We start from the raw sequence: 13765 nt of genomic DNA, 5'->3' as shown, positions 1-13765 counted from the left end.
TATCCCTATCAAGGCAGCCCCCTGGTTGCTATCGTGAGCAGCGCTTGAACAGGCCAATTTTTTTCTAATTACACTTGGTTGTCTTGAGTTCGCTGCCGGGGAATTCCTGTTTCAACTCCGTCATTTTACCTGTTACGCTCTCCGATGGCTCTCTTGCCACAAACTTCACCTGCTCCAGATTGCGTGCGCCGATAATCGCTGATCTTACGCCTTTACTTCTCAGCGCCGCCATAAAAGCCTGCGCATCTTCTATGTTTTCAAAAAACCCCATGGAGATGGCGTTATTCCATTTGCTGTCGTCCTGAACGAGGGTATAAGTGGTAACCCCCAGCCTCTTGAGCTCTCCCATCTTCCGCTCGGCGTGCTGCCTGCTTCTCAAAGGGGGAATGTGTATCCAGTAAACAGGCGCTTTACCTATATCCTGCCGGCTCACCTGTTCGCTCAGCCCATGCTTTGCAATTGCGGCCTCCACACGCTCCAGATCCGCTTCAACAAACCTTCCCCATTCCAGGCAGGTGGTTGTTGCCTGAGCGGCAATCGCGGGCAGAGGCTTGATTTTTTCCGGCCGGAACTCGGGCGCGGGCTGTGGTCCGCTTCTTGCAACCGGCTCCAGTTGAATATAAACCGCAAAGGCGAGGTTGATAAACAGCAATAAAAAAAATAATGTTCTCATCTGCCGATAGCTTATTGTTGTTATTCAGCCTTTGCCTTGTTAAAATGCCATGTTAATCGCAAAAACCTTTTTTCGGAGTTCCAGGAATGCAAGGCATGAAGCTAATTTCGAACATTGCGGTCTCGGTGGCATTGGCCTTATCCAGTCAGGTTTTCGCCGAAACCGCTCCCGAGCCCGGCAGTGACAAAGGAGATGCAGCCAAGGGCCAGCAAATTGCGACTCAGGTTTGCGCGGCTTGCCACAATCCTGACGGCAACAGTATTATTCCCGCAAATCCAAGCCTGGCCGGTCAGCATGCCGAGTATATCATCAAGCAACTGAATAATTTCAAGTCGAAGGACGGCAAGCCTGCTGAACGGGAAAGTGCGATTATGACCGCAATGGTTGAGCCGCTCTCGGCGGAGGACATCAGGAATCTTGGCGCTTACTATGCCCAGCAGACACCCAAGCCTGGGGTAGCTCAGGATAAATCACTGGCTGAGCAAGGCGAGCAATTATACCGGGGCGGAAATCTCGAAACCAGCGTTCCCGCCTGTACCGGTTGCCATTCACCCAACGGGACTGGTCTTCCGCCTAAATATCCCCGGCTTGCCGGGCAACACTCGGAATACACTCTCGGGCAACTCCGGGCATTCCGCACAGAGCAGCGTGCAAACGACGAAAACGATGTGATGCACACGATCACCTCGCGCATGACAGAAAAGGAACTGAGGGCTGTGTCCGAGTTTATTTCGGGCCTGCGCCAATAAACGCTGAACGAACTGATTCTAGGGAATGGCGGCAATCGAGGCGGCCTGAGCCAATTAAAACGGCTCGGGCCGCTTTTTAGTTTCCGGCACTGAAAATTTTTTCAGCCGTAAGCAGTGTCTTGCTGATTTCGGCATCGCCATGTGCCGCGGAAACAAATCCCGCTTCAAATGCTGACGGGGCGAAATAAATGCCTTCCTTTAGCATCGAATGGAAAAAGCGGTTGAAAGCATCCCTGTCGCAGCTCATTACCTCAACATAGCTTTCCGGCAGATTTTTCCGGAAATAAAGGCCGAACATGCCTCCTATCGACTGCGCGGAAAAAGCAATATCATGTTTTTCAGCGGCAGCGGCGAGGCCTTCAGTAAGCTGCCGGGTCCTGGAGGCGAGTTCTTCATAAAAATTCGGTGCTTGTACCAGCTTCAACGTGGCAAGTCCGGCCGCTACTGCCACCGGGTTACCTGAAAGGGTGCCTGCCTGATATACCGCTCCAACCGGCGCCAGGCACTGCATGATGTCTCGTCTGCCGCCGAAGGCGGCCATCGGCATGCCGCCACCGATCACTTTGCCCAAGGTGGTAAGATCGGGTTTTATGCCGTAGAGGCCCTGGGCGCATTCCAGCCCGACACGAAAGCCGGTCATGACTTCGTCAAAGATGAGTACGCTGCCGTGCCTGGTGCATAGCTCGCGCAGCCCCTGCAGGAAGCCAGGCTTCGGTGCTATAAGATTCATATTTCCCGCGACGGGTTCGACGATAACCGTGGCGATCTCTTCGCCAAATTGGCTGAAGGCCTGTTCCACGCCGTCGAGATCATTGTAATCCAGCACTACGGTGCTGGAAGCGGTTTCCACCGGAACGCCGGCGGAGCTTGGGTGGCCGAAAGTCAGCGCTCCTGAACCTGCCTTGACCAGTAAGGCATCGTCATGGCCATGGTAGCAACCCTCGAACTTCACTATTCGATTTCTGCCGGTATAGCCTCGTGCAAGGCGAATGGCGCTCATGGTGGCTTCAGTCCCGGAACTCACCACTCTCACTTGCTCGATTGAAGGAACAAGTTTGCACAGCAGTTCCGCTATTTCCAGTTCCGCCTCGGTGGGTGCGCCAAACGTCAAACCTTTTCGGGCTGCCGCCTGTACCGCTTCAATCACTTCCGGATGAGCATGGCCAAGAATTAATGGACCCCAGGAGCCGACGTAATCGATATAGGTTTTATCGTCTGCATCCAGCACATAGGCCCCTTGCCCGCGCTGTAAAAATACCGGGGTGCCGCCCACTGATTTAAAGGCGCGAACCGGCGAGTTGACGCCGCCCGGAATATATTCCTGAGATCGTTCGAATAATTGCTGGTTACGTGACATTATTGACTAACCCATGATGAGAAATTGAAGACTGACCCGGCTTGAATAATCGGGAAAAACTCTCCGCCGCAGACTGAATGTTGCCGTCATAAAACAAAGCGTTGCTCACGGCCACTGCATCCGCGCCGTGGCCAATCAATTCAAGGCCGTTTTTCGGCGTAATACCCCCGATGGCGACGATGGGAATATGCAATTTACGCTGTGCGTCACATAATAGGCCAATGAGCGCGGACACCGCGCCAGGTTTTGTGACGGAAGCAAAAAAAGCGCCGAACGCGACATAATCCGCTCCTTGTCGCTCGGCTTCAACGGCATGCTCCAGACGGTTATAGCAGGAGACCCCGATAATTTTTTCGGGCCCCAAATCGCGTCGTGCTTCGGATATCCCCGCATCATCCCTGCCCAGATGTACGCCATCAGCGTCGACCTCCACGGCAAGATCGGGATGATCGTTAACAATGAAGGGCACGCGAAACCTCCTGCAAAGATGAGCGAGTGCATGCGCCTGTTCCAAGCGCAGCGTGCCGTCATTGATCTTGCTGCGATACTGGACCAGCCGTGCCCCTCCTGCCAGCACCTGCCGCGCCATCTCAACGAGGCTGGCGGTATCCGCCATATCGGGAGTGATCGCGTACAGGCCGGAAATCTGCCGTCGCATCATTTTACGGGCCACGTTATTCTGTTTTGTTTCCATTTGCGGCATCGTTATCATCACGGGCCCAGAATAACCTGTCTGGCAGATGCTGCCCCATCCCCGGGCGAAATCCCGCTTTTAGCGACTGCCAGGTATACTCCTGCGCTTCATATACTCCGTCCGCAATCGGCAGCCCATTGGCAAGCGCGGCGGCGATCGCCGAAGCAAGGGTGCAGCCGGAACCGTGGTAGGAGCCTGCCAGCCGGTCCCAGGTATCGGCACGGACAACACCGCCGGCGCTATACAGATGGTTAACCACCTGCGATGTATTTTCATGGGTTCCAGTGATCAACACGTACTCGCACCCCATATGCAGAAGCCGGCTAGCGCACTGGCTCAGGCCGGGGGTGTCATCGTCGTCCTCATCATCCTGCGCGAGCCGCCTTGCTTCGATGCTGTTGGGGGTAATGATGGTCGCCTGGGGAAGCAGCAATTCGCGCATCGCCGCCACCATTTCTTCACTGGCTAGTTCGTCGCCCCGACCCGAGGCGAGTACCGGGTCCAGTACCAGCGGGATATCGGGGTAATCCGAAACCACTTCGGCAATGGCCGTGATGATTTCGACGCTGCCCAATAGCCCGATCTTGAATACGTGCACCGGCATGTCTTCGAGCACGGCGCGCGCCTGGTCCGCAACCCATTCCGGGTCCAGCGCCATTACGTCTTCCACGCCCGCAGTATCCTGCACCGTAATGGCGGTAATTACGGTGAGAGGATGGCATCCCATGCTGGCAAGCGTAAGGATATCGGCTTGAATGCCAGCGCCCCCGGTAGAGTCGCTGGCCGCGAAAGAAAGTACTGCGGGGGGTGGCTGAGACATGGGCTAATACCGTAAAATAATATTTTAACCCAAATTACTCTCATTCATCATGCCTCCGACCGAAACTCGCGTTTACCGTTGTTACATGTGTCTCATTTGCGGCTATATATACGACGAAGCGGAGGGTTCGCCGCAGGAAGGTATTCCGCCAGGCACTTTATGGGAAGACGTGCCCATGAATTGGACTTGTCCGGAATGCGCTGCCCGGAAGGAAGATTTTGAGATGGTGGAGATCTGAAATGCGCATTCTTCATACCATGCTGCGTGTTGGAAATCTGGAAAAATCCATTACGTTCTACACAGATGTGCTGGGGATGAAGCTGTTACGCCGCAAGGATTATCCCGAGGGGAAATTCACGCTGGCGTTTGTCGGTTATCAGGATGAGGCGGCTGGCGCAGTATTGGAGCTGACCCACAACTGGGATGTTGAAAAATATGATCTGGGTACGGGCTACGGACATATCGCCATAGAAGTGGACGACGCCTATCAAGCCTGCGAGGAAGTGAAAAAGCGTGGCGGCCGGGTTACGCGTGAGGCGGGGCCCATGAAGCATGGCGCCACGGTCATTGCCTTCGTGGAAGATCCGGACGGTTACAAGGTAGAGCTCATACAGAAAAAGACGGTATAGGTTTCAGCTCCTACGGTTGTAACTAACGCCCGTCTTCTTCGTCCTGTTTGTCCTGCCACCTGAGAAACAAGACGCCAGCCATGATTATTGTGAGAGGCAGGATAACGTATAAGGCGAGTGCATAGCCTGCCCCGTCGCCATGATGAGGAGGAGGACTGCTGATTATCTTGTAGCCGTGAATCACGCCGACAGCGAGAGCCGCAACAAGCCCCAGCAGGCGGCGGTTCTTGATCACGATTCGGCCTGCCAGTTGATTGATCAGATACGCGGCATAGTAACCGAGGAAGTAGATCCCGATATAGAAGATTAAAGCGCCCATAAAGCCCCCGGATCAAGAGTTCGCGTCTGAAATAAAACTTGATGCCAGGGAACCAAGCTCTACTTACTCTTCTTGTTGTTCGTATCCTCTTTAGTATTCTCTCTCCTCTCAGGCTTTTTCATGTCCGCCTCGGACGGTCGCTCTGCCTTTTTTCTTGTAGAGGCCTTTGCCTCATCTGCATCCATGATTTTTGCGGCCCTGCTCCAGGGGAATTCCTGAGCCTCTTTTTGCGCAAAAACGTATGTGGACAGTAGCGTAAAGAATATGACCAGGAAAGTTTTCTTCATGATTCTTGATAAAACGTCAGGGTTGGTTTCTACGAACAGATTGTCGCGGCGCCTGATAATGCAGCGGTCTCCTACAGCAATTAGCGTGATTATTTTCCTTTTGGAACCGGGAATTTCATTTATAAAAATTCCAACTGGTTGATTGTGTTATCTTATCCAAAATCAGGCTTTATATCAAGGACGGTACATCAGTGAGCCGGCGTAGTCTGACAGGTAGGTGATGCTGGAACCGGAATCAGGGAATGACCGGCAGACTCTGGGCTCACTAATGGATGCGTGCGGTTAAAAACCGTAATTGCGCCTACCGGTAAGGCCGTGAGTGCTCGTAATGGCGGTGCCAGTTTTTCAGGTAGAGATTGGTAAGCGGAGCGTTATTGCGTATCACCAGCACATTCTCCGCGTTTCGATACTGCGCGGCCTGAGTAAAATTGAAACTGCCGGTTATCAGCGTCGCTTCCGGGCTCCCCGCGTCGATCACCATGACTTTGTTATGGGCGCTGGTGTGCTCGGAGTCAGTAAAGACCGGTACACCCTCAGCGGCAATCTTCGAAATCAAGCTCGTGGCAATCCTGTGGATCTGGTCCTTGTCCGCAAGAACTTTAACGTCCACTCCCCGCTGCCTGGCTGCAATCAATGCGTCCGCTATCTTGCGATGGGTAAAACTGAATGTCTGCACCAGGATCTGGCGCTGAGCATCATGAATCGCATCAGCGATGAGCTTGTCTGCATCATCTCCCGGCGTGAAAGCCACTTGCACTGTGCCGGTGGCGGATAGAACAGGAGGAGTTTTACGATCCCTGTCTGAGGGCGACTCAAAGGCTGCCGCGGACGCCGAAAGAAATATCGCCAGGCAACCCGTTATGAAAGCGCTACGGTTTAGCGATATCACGCTTCGGTCCCCGATAATTCCAGCGCAGCGGCAAAAAACCCATCTGTACCGTGCAGACGGGGTGACAGTTGCAGGAATGTGCCCGTGTCGAGCGGGATTTTTTGCTGCGCCAGCAATTCGGAGCAGGTCAGCAGTATGAACCGGGGATGACAGTCCAGAAAATTCTGGACGATTTCCTGATTCTCTTCCGGCAAAAAGCTGCAGGTAGCATAGACCAGCCTGCCGCCTGGTTTAAGCAGGTTTGCCGCAGAGGACAGAATTGCCGCCTGCTTGCGCTTGAGTTCTTCCACGCTCTGCGATGACTGCCGCCATTTCAGATCAGGATTGCGGCGCAGCGTCCCCAAGCCGCTACACGGCGCATCCACCAGCACCTTGTCGATCTTCCCCGTCAGCCGTTTTACCTTGATGTCGTTTTCGTTCGTGATCAGTTGCGGGTAGAGATTGGATAAGCCTGAGCGTTTGAGGCGCGGCTTGAGGTTGTTCAGTCGTTTTTCGGAATTATCAAAAGCATAGATGCGTCCTTGCGAATGCATCAACGCACCCAGCATGAGCGACTTGCCCCCGGCTCCCGCACAGAAATCAACCACCATATCCCGCCGCTTTGGTGCCAGCAGATAGCCTAGCAATTGGCTGCCTTCATCCTGGACTTCCACTTTGCCCGAGAGAAACAACTCCTGGCGGTTGATAGCCGGCTTGCCTGCAAGGCGAATGCCAATGGGCGAATAAGGCGTGGCGCCGCCCTCGATCCCATCTTTGGCTAGTGAAGCAATGACTTCGTCCCGAGTTGCAAGGAGCGTATTTACGCGCAAGTCGAGGGGTGCGGCGTGTTGCAGGGAGCGTCCCAGATCGAGAATCTCGTTGTCTTCCATAAAACCGTGCAGTTTTTCCATCAGCCAATCCGGAAACTCGGCCTGGACTGCAAGCAGTTGTGATTCCACGGATACCGCCTTGATGCCCATGAGCCACTTTGCCTCAGCCTCGCTGGCAAGCGGTATGAGTTCGCGCAAATTCAAACCTTGAAATTTGGCCAGATATACGAGCAGTAGTGAACGAGGCGTTGCAATTTCGACGGCGCTTTCAAGAAAGAACCGGTGGCGCAGGACGCCAAATACTGTTTCTGCGATAAAAGCCCTATCGTTTGCTCCAAGCTTTGGATTATCACGAAAAAAATGCCGCAATATCGAATCAGCAGGGTATTCCAGCGGAAGCACGGCACGCAGTGCAGCGGTAGCCATGTCCAAGTGGGCAGGGGTGAGACGCATTTATTGTCGGTTCGGCAAAAAGTAAGGCTAAGACACCCCTTGCCAAGATGGAGCGCATATCATCCTGGGAAAGAGGTGCGCGGGGAAAAGCGGGTTTATAGGATCATTCCCGCTTTTTACTCATTGCAGGCGGCCCTGCTGGAAGGTGTTTGGCGTCTTTGGCGTTTCTCCATATCTTATTTTCTTGACCATCTGATCGGTCACGATACCGAGTTTTTCCGCAGAGACGACGCGCACTGGTAGCATATGATGGTCGACGGCAAGCCATATTTTCTTGTCCCGATCGCCTTCCTTTTCCAGTCTCTTTGTCAGCACGATAGTTTCAAGTTTGCCCATCGGTGTATCCAGGGTTTCCTTGCCAACGGTATAACTTGCCACTTCGAGGCGCCGGCCATCGGTTTCGTGCAGGTTTATTACCTTGCCGGGCGCGGGAGAAAACATGAAGCTGTAGAGCAGGCTCAGTCTGTCCAAAGCGTCAGCGGGCAGGGCCTTTTTTTCCTCCCCGCGTTTGTGCTGAAGGGTCAGCAGCTTGTTACTCCAGTCGAAAATAGCGACCTTCGGGATTTTTGCCCCGTGCTGATCCGAAAAGCGTTCGGGGCGCAGCGCTCCTTTTGCGGTTATGATCCCTTCGCTATCACGTACCAAGCTGTCTGGCTGTGTCAGCGCCAGCAGGCCTTTGGCGCGGCCTTCGCTGGAGATTGCATACCGGCGCGCACCGTTTTCCTGCCTGATTTCCAATGTGTCATTCATTTCCGCTTCAAGGCTGCCGGAAGTGACCGAATAACTGATATCCACGCGAGGAGGAATATCGGCGGCACAAGCGGAGAAAGCGGAAAAAGTGGAAAAACTTAAACCGCACAATAGGGCAACTGCTAGCTGTTTCATTTGTTTGATCCCGGTGAATATAAGACTGAGCCATTAAATCCGGCATTGCTCACGTTTACGCGATTCTCGGAGAGCTTCAACCGGTCTTCCATAAACCAGCGCACGGCTTCCGGGTAAATGCGGTGTTCTTGTTGCAACACCCGTGCCGCGAGCGTTTCCTCGGTGTCATCGGGCCGTACCTGAACCGCAGCCTGAATAATGATTGGCCCGCAATCCATTTGCGCGGTGACAAAGTGTACTGTACAGCCGTGTATCTTTACGCCCTCTTTCAACGCCTGCCGGTGAGGGTTGAGACCCGGAAAAGCAGGCAGCAACGAGGGATGAACGTTCAGCAGCCTGCCCTGATAGTGGTTGACAAAATCGTTGCCGAGAATGCGCATGAAGCCCGCAAGGGCGATCAGATCCGGCTGATAAGCGTCGATTGTTTCCATCAACGCGGCGTCAAACGCCGCGCGTTCGGGGTAAGACCGCTGGTCTACCACGATGGTTTCACAACCATGCATTTTTGCGATTTCCAATCCCGGCGCATTCGGCTTGTTGCTGATGACGGCGGCTACCCTGACTGGAAGTTTTGCTTCGATCAGCGCCTGCATATTACTGCCGCGGCCGGAGATGAGAATTACAAGGGATTTCATTGTCAGCAACTGGCTTGAATCACCGTGGCTTGGCTATTTTTATGTACCCGGTCAATCACTCGATGATGGTTTGAGCTTCATTTGCATTGCGGTGTCGAATTGTGCCTACACGCCGTACAGTTTCGCCGGAGGACCGCAAAGATTGCATTGCGGCATCGGCCAGTTCCGGCGCCACTATCACCACCATGCCGATGCCGCAATTAAACACGCGATGCATTTCACTATCCGCCACGTTGCCTTGCTGTTGCAGCCAACGAAAAAGCGGAGGCATGTCCCATGTCTCTTTTTTGAGAATCGCCGTGACACCGTCTGGCAGAACACGGGGTATGTTTTCCGATAGCCCACCACCTGTGATATGGGCCATGCCTTTAACCGGCAGACGCTTCATCAGTTCGAGCAGCGGTTTCACGTAAATCCGCGTTGGCGCCATGATGACGTCGATTAACGCTTCGCCGTTGAAATCGGTGCACAAGTCGATGTTATTTTTTTCGACAATCTTGCGAATCAGCGAGTAGCCGTTGGAATGGGCGCCGCTGGAAGCAAGCCCCAAAACCGCGTCGCCTTCCCGAATGGTCAAGCCGGTGATGAGGCTGTCTTTCTCGACGGCACCCACGGCGAAGCCCGCAAGATCGTATTCTCCTTCCGGGTACATGCCTGGCATCTCGGCCGTTTCGCCGCCGATCAAAGCGCACCCTGCTTGTTCGCAGCCTGCCGCAATACCCTTCACTACCCGGGTTGCCGTGTCCACGTCCAGGCGCCCGCACGCGAAGTAATCCAGGAAGAATAGCGGTTCCGCTCCCTGGACCAGGATATCGTTGACGCTCATTGCCACCAGGTCTATACCCACTCCATCATGCTTGCCAAACTGGAAGGCAAGCTTCAATTTTGTGCCGACGCCATCGGTACCCGATACCAGGACCGGGTTACGGTATTTTTTGGAAATCTCGAATAGCGCCCCAAACCCGCCTATGCCTCCGAGTACTTCCGGACGCATCGTGCGCCTGGCATAGGGTTTGATGTTCTCCACCAAGCGATCACCCGCGTCAATATCCACACCCGCTGCGCGGTAGGAGAGAGGGATGGAGCTGGAATCTTCCTGTCGGGATGAAGTCAAGTTGAGTTCTCGCCTGGTTGCGGTTAGAGTGCTGCTTTCAAAAAAGGCAATTTTACCGTAAATGCAAGGCTGCGCCACGCACGCCGGTAATACCTGGACAATAAACATTAGATGGAACAGCTCTTGCTGGGCATCACGCCGTCGCCGCAACCCACGCTGATTAATTTCGTGCCCGGGCGCAATGCCGAGCTATTGCAGGCTTTGGACGGCGTTCTCGCGGGACGGGAGAGTGAACGTATTATTTATCTGTGGGGGCCGCCGGGATGCGGCAGAAGCCACCTGCTTCAGGGCGTAGCCGGAGTCTGTATGCGCAACAAAATGAGCACGGCGTACTTTGCCTGTGATGAAAATACCCATTTTGCTGATGGCAGCGAAACCGATTGCGTTCTCGTGGACGATGTGGACCGCCTTAACGACGGGGCACAAATCGGCTTGTTTAATCTCTATAATCGTATTCGTGATGAAGGCGCCGCATTTCTGCTGGTAACCGGCCCGGCCGCACCGGCGCAATTAAAGCTGCGGGAAGACCTTGTCACGCGCCTGGGATGGGGTCTGGTATACCAGGTTCATGAACTGACCGACGAGGAAAAAGTGGAAGCCATGAAAAGCCATGCAATCAGTCGCGGACTTGATTTGTCGCAGGAGGTATGCGACTACTTGCTGCGGCACGAACGACGCGACTTGCCCTCCTTGATGGCGACCCTCGATGCCCTTGACAGCTATTCCCTGGCCAGTCAGCGGAAAATCACCGTTCCCCTGGTACGTGAACTATTGCAGGCCACCTCATGAATCTGGCGCTGTTCGATCTCGATAATACGGTTTTAAACGGCGATAGCGATTTCCAATGGGCGCAATTCCTTATAGAGCAGCGCGTGCTCGACCGTGAAGTTTACGAAGCCCGGAATGTGGAATTCTACGAACAGTACAAAGCCGGCACCCTCGACATACATGAGTTTCTGGATTTTCAGCTAAAGCCCCTGTCGCGCCATCCCCGAACCCAACTTGATGCCTGGCACCGCGAATTCATGGAGAAAAGGATTCTGCCTTTGATAACGCCCAGTGCGAAGGAACTGATCAACAGGCACAGGCTCGGCCGTGACCTATGCGTCATCATTACCGCGACCAACAGCTTTGTAACCGCGCCCATTGCCCGGGCACTGGGTATAAGTCATCTCATCGCTACGGAGCCGGAACAAAAGGATGGTGAATTCACGGGCCGGGTTTCCGGCCTCCCCTGTTTCAGGGAGGGCAAGATCGCTCGCCTGGAAAGTTGGCTTGACGAGCACAATCTGACTTGGCTGTCATTTTTGGAAAGCTGGTTCTACAGCGATTCTTTGAACGATCTGCCGCTGCTAAAAAAGGTCACCCATCCGGTGGCGGTCGATCCTGATCCAACACTCAAGGCCTATGCTGAAAAAAACAAATGGCCCATCATCAGTTTGCGCTAGGGGGTCGGTGGAAATGGCAAATGCAATGACATGCTATCGCTGTTGATCCGCTGCCGGGAAATATGAATGTTCGCGTATTGGCGTGACAGCCGCGAAATATCCTTTATTGCTGCTGACTCTCTTCTGTCTGCTGGCTTTTGGCGGCGTGTTCACCGGCCTGCTTTTCGGCAGTGTCGACATCGCTGCTGGCCGTATTGTCCAGGTCCTGTTGTCGCCAAACGATAGGAACGACAGCGTCGCGCATCAAATTATCTGGCAGCTTCGCTTACCCCGCGTTCTGGCGGCTTTCGCGTGTGGCGGCCTGCTGGCCCTGGCGGGAACCTTATTGCAGGTGTTATTGCGTAACCCGCTCGCTGATCCTTATATTCTGGGGGTGTCCGGCGGCGCGGCGGTGGGCGCCCTCCTCGCAATGCTGCTGGGAGGGGGGCTCATGCTGACCAATGTTGCCTCCCTAGCCGGCGCGTTGACCGCGATTGCCATTGTTTTCGGCTTGAGCTACCGCACCGGGGACTGGAATCTCTACCGTCTGCTTTTGACAGGGGTAGTGTTGTCCGCCGGCAGTACCGCGCTGACAACGCTGATCCTGACCCTGGCGCCGGCCAGCGATGTAAAAGGCATGCTGTTCTGGCTGATGGGCGACGTTTCCCGCGCCGAAGGACTGCTGCCCGCATGGCTGGCGCTGATTCTTGCAGCAGGGGTGAGCATGCTTTTTTCCGGCAGCCTCAACGTTCTGAGCCTTGGCCAGATGAAAGCGAAAACGTTGGGTGTTGCCGTGTTACCGCTGCAGATGGGAATCTATTTTTTTGCGTCATTGGCAACGGTGGCGGCTCTGATGCTGGCCGGCGCAGTCGGTTTCGTCGGCCTGATCGTGCCGCATGCCGTTCGCCTGCTGGGAGTCAACGACGTTCGCTGGCTCCTGCCCCTCGCTATACTTTTAGGGGGCGGCTTCCTTACATTGGCCGATACCCTTGCCCGCACCATGTGGGCGCCTCAGCAATTGCCGGTGGGAGTATTGACGGCGTTGCTGGGCGTGCCCACGCTGTTGCTGCTGCTGTCAAAAAAGCGCTCTTAGTTTTTATATCCGTGCGTCCGGTCAATATGGACTTTGATAATCTGACTCCCGAATTTCGAGCCGGAGGTTGCGGATGAATCCCATGACTTCCCCGTCGCCTATCGAACTTCATGCAGGTACGGTTCACCTTTGGTATACCTCCGTCGCGCAAACAGGTATTCCGTTCGATGATCTGCTGTCGGTCCTTGATGAGGAGGAGCGAGACCGTGCAGCCCGATTCCACTTCGAGCGCGACCGGAAGCTATTTGTTTTGGGACGCGCCTTCCTGCGTTGCTTGCTAGCACGATATACAGGCGCTCATCCTGCCCGGATCCGGTTCAAACAAAATCAATACGGTAAGTTGTTTCTTGAGTATCCGGTCAGCTCAGTGCAATTTAATGTGGCGCATTCCGGCGATTGCATAATCCATGCAGTTGCCCGTGGAACCGGGGTCGGAGTAGATGTCGAGACTTTCCGGGATTTTGAGGAGCCTGAAACGATTTCGTCGTATTTTGCGCCGGGCGAACAAGCATGGCTGCTTGCGATGGACTCTCATGAGGTGAATGCCGGTTTTTTTACCCTCTGGACCTGTAAGGAAGCTTACATCAAGGCCCTGGGGCTGGGACTTTCAAAGCCCTTGGACAGTTTTGAAATCAGCCTTGCGAAAAGCAGGGAACCGAAGATTCTCTTTGATTCGGACGATAATACCCTTCCGAATTCATGGCGGCTGCTGCTTTTCGAGCCCGGCCGGAACGTACTGGGCTGCGTCGCCGTGGACATTGCGTCCAAAGTGGTTGAGTTGCGTGATTACGGCTCAGGCGTGCTGCTGGAGCGGTTGTTCTCAGAAGTAAGAGATCATTCGGCGCAGTGACCAAAACTCAGTCAGTTTCATCGAGATTTCAATGTGAATTAGCTCAACCAGAAAGTTTTTCCCGCCTGGAAATAAATTGGCG

General features: G+C 54.2%; 18 protein-coding genes. 7 read left to right on the top strand and 11 right to left on the bottom strand.

Annotated elements, in window-relative coordinates; translation table 11 throughout:
* Positions 1-64: 64 nt before the first annotated feature.
* Entirely contained in the window at positions 65-673 is a 609-nt protein-coding gene (locus BMZ14_RS07880; RefSeq protein WP_074796409.1) for an SPOR domain-containing protein, read from the bottom strand.
* A 95-nt stretch (positions 674-768) separates the two neighbouring features.
* On the opposite strand from BMZ14_RS07880, the gene BMZ14_RS07875 reads away from it, so the two are divergent.
* The gene (locus BMZ14_RS07875; protein ID WP_074796585.1) at positions 769-1422 is read left to right on the top strand and encodes a c-type cytochrome; all 654 of its coding nucleotides are present in this window, start codon (positions 769-771) and stop codon (positions 1420-1422) included.
* Between the two features lie 76 nt (positions 1423-1498).
* Here BMZ14_RS07875 and hemL read toward each other — a convergent pair whose 3' ends face one another.
* The 3 genes from hemL to thiD are packed head-to-tail and all read right to left on the bottom strand — an operon-like array spanning position 1499 to position 4293.
* On the bottom strand, positions 1499-2782 hold the full coding sequence (gene hemL / locus BMZ14_RS07870; protein ID WP_074796407.1) for a glutamate-1-semialdehyde 2,1-aminomutase: 1284 nt from the start codon (positions 2780-2782) through the stop codon (positions 1499-1501).
* A complete protein-coding gene (thiE, locus tag BMZ14_RS07865) occupies positions 2769-3473 on the bottom strand; it encodes a thiamine phosphate synthase (protein WP_256208473.1) in 705 nt (234 codons plus the stop codon). The genes hemL and thiE overlap by 14 nt, the downstream gene beginning before the upstream one ends.
* Positions 3454-4293, bottom strand: coding sequence for a bifunctional hydroxymethylpyrimidine kinase/phosphomethylpyrimidine kinase (gene thiD, locus BMZ14_RS07860; protein WP_074796405.1), 840 nt, complete (start codon positions 4291-4293; stop codon positions 3454-3456). Before thiD ends, thiE begins: the two co-directional genes overlap by 20 nt.
* Positions 4294-4342: 49 nt before the next feature.
* Between thiD and BMZ14_RS07855 the strand changes: the two genes are divergently transcribed.
* A complete protein-coding gene (locus BMZ14_RS07855; protein WP_074796403.1) occupies positions 4343-4531 on the top strand; it encodes a rubredoxin in 189 nt (62 codons plus the stop codon).
* 1 nt (position 4532) lies between these two features.
* Complete coding sequence (gene gloA / locus BMZ14_RS07850; RefSeq protein WP_074796401.1) at positions 4533-4922, top strand: lactoylglutathione lyase; 390 nt, start codon at positions 4533-4535, stop codon at positions 4920-4922.
* 22 nt (positions 4923-4944) lie between these two features.
* On the opposite strand, the gene BMZ14_RS07845 is transcribed toward gloA, so the two are convergent.
* The 7 genes from BMZ14_RS07845 to purM all read right to left on the bottom strand — a co-directional run bounded on the left by BMZ14_RS07845 (position 4945) and on the right by purM (position 10313).
* Positions 4945-5241, bottom strand: coding sequence for a hypothetical protein (locus BMZ14_RS07845; RefSeq protein WP_074796399.1), 297 nt, complete (start codon positions 5239-5241; stop codon positions 4945-4947).
* A gap of 59 nt (positions 5242-5300) precedes the next feature.
* The gene (locus BMZ14_RS07840) at positions 5301-5528 is read right to left on the bottom strand and encodes a hypothetical protein (protein WP_074796397.1); all 228 of its coding nucleotides are present in this window, start codon (positions 5526-5528) and stop codon (positions 5301-5303) included.
* Positions 5529-5829: 301 nt separating this feature from the next.
* Positions 5830-6417, bottom strand: coding sequence for a phospholipase D family nuclease (locus BMZ14_RS07835; RefSeq protein WP_074796395.1), 588 nt, complete (start codon positions 6415-6417; stop codon positions 5830-5832).
* The gene (locus BMZ14_RS07830; RefSeq protein ID WP_074796394.1) at positions 6414-7679 is read right to left on the bottom strand and encodes an RsmB/NOP family class I SAM-dependent RNA methyltransferase; all 1266 of its coding nucleotides are present in this window, start codon (positions 7677-7679) and stop codon (positions 6414-6416) included. Before BMZ14_RS07830 ends, BMZ14_RS07835 begins: the two co-directional genes overlap by 4 nt.
* A gap of 120 nt (positions 7680-7799) precedes the next feature.
* Positions 7800-8564 (bottom strand): DUF3108 domain-containing protein, encoded by a 765-nt coding sequence (locus BMZ14_RS07825; RefSeq protein WP_074796392.1) that lies wholly within the window; start codon positions 8562-8564, stop codon positions 7800-7802.
* Complete coding sequence (gene purN / locus BMZ14_RS07820; protein ID WP_074796390.1) at positions 8561-9199, bottom strand: phosphoribosylglycinamide formyltransferase; 639 nt, start codon at positions 9197-9199, stop codon at positions 8561-8563. Before purN ends, BMZ14_RS07825 begins: the two co-directional genes overlap by 4 nt.
* Before the next feature lie 55 nt (positions 9200-9254).
* Positions 9255-10313 carry a phosphoribosylformylglycinamidine cyclo-ligase gene (purM, locus tag BMZ14_RS07815; RefSeq protein ID WP_074796581.1) on the bottom strand — a complete coding sequence of 353 codons (1059 nt, stop codon included), beginning with the start codon at positions 10311-10313 and terminating at the stop codon, positions 9255-9257.
* A gap of 111 nt (positions 10314-10424) precedes the next feature.
* On the opposite strand from purM, the gene hda reads away from it, so the two are divergent.
* From hda to BMZ14_RS07795, 4 genes are all read left to right on the top strand, one after another.
* Positions 10425-11102, top strand: a complete 678-nt coding sequence (hda, locus tag BMZ14_RS07810; protein WP_074796388.1) for a DnaA regulatory inactivator Hda — start codon at positions 10425-10427, stop codon at positions 11100-11102.
* Positions 11099-11761 (top strand): histidinol-phosphatase, encoded by a 663-nt coding sequence (locus BMZ14_RS07805; RefSeq protein ID WP_074796386.1) that lies wholly within the window; start codon positions 11099-11101, stop codon positions 11759-11761. The genes hda and BMZ14_RS07805 overlap by 4 nt, the downstream gene beginning before the upstream one ends.
* A gap of 82 nt (positions 11762-11843) precedes the next feature.
* Positions 11844-12833 (top strand): FecCD family ABC transporter permease, encoded by a 990-nt coding sequence (locus tag BMZ14_RS07800; RefSeq protein WP_074796384.1) that lies wholly within the window; start codon positions 11844-11846, stop codon positions 12831-12833.
* Positions 12834-12906: 73 nt separating this feature from the next.
* Entirely contained in the window at positions 12907-13683 is a 777-nt protein-coding gene (locus BMZ14_RS07795) for a 4'-phosphopantetheinyl transferase family protein (RefSeq protein WP_074796382.1), read from the top strand.
* Positions 13684-13765: the final 82 nt, after the last annotated feature.

This window comes from Nitrosospira briensis, from assembly GCF_900115125.1.
Classification (GTDB): Bacteria; Pseudomonadota; Gammaproteobacteria; order Burkholderiales; family Nitrosomonadaceae; genus Nitrosospira; species Nitrosospira briensis_A.
The sequence above is the reverse complement of the archived record's forward strand: the minus strand, read 5'-3'. Positions and strand labels throughout refer to the sequence as shown.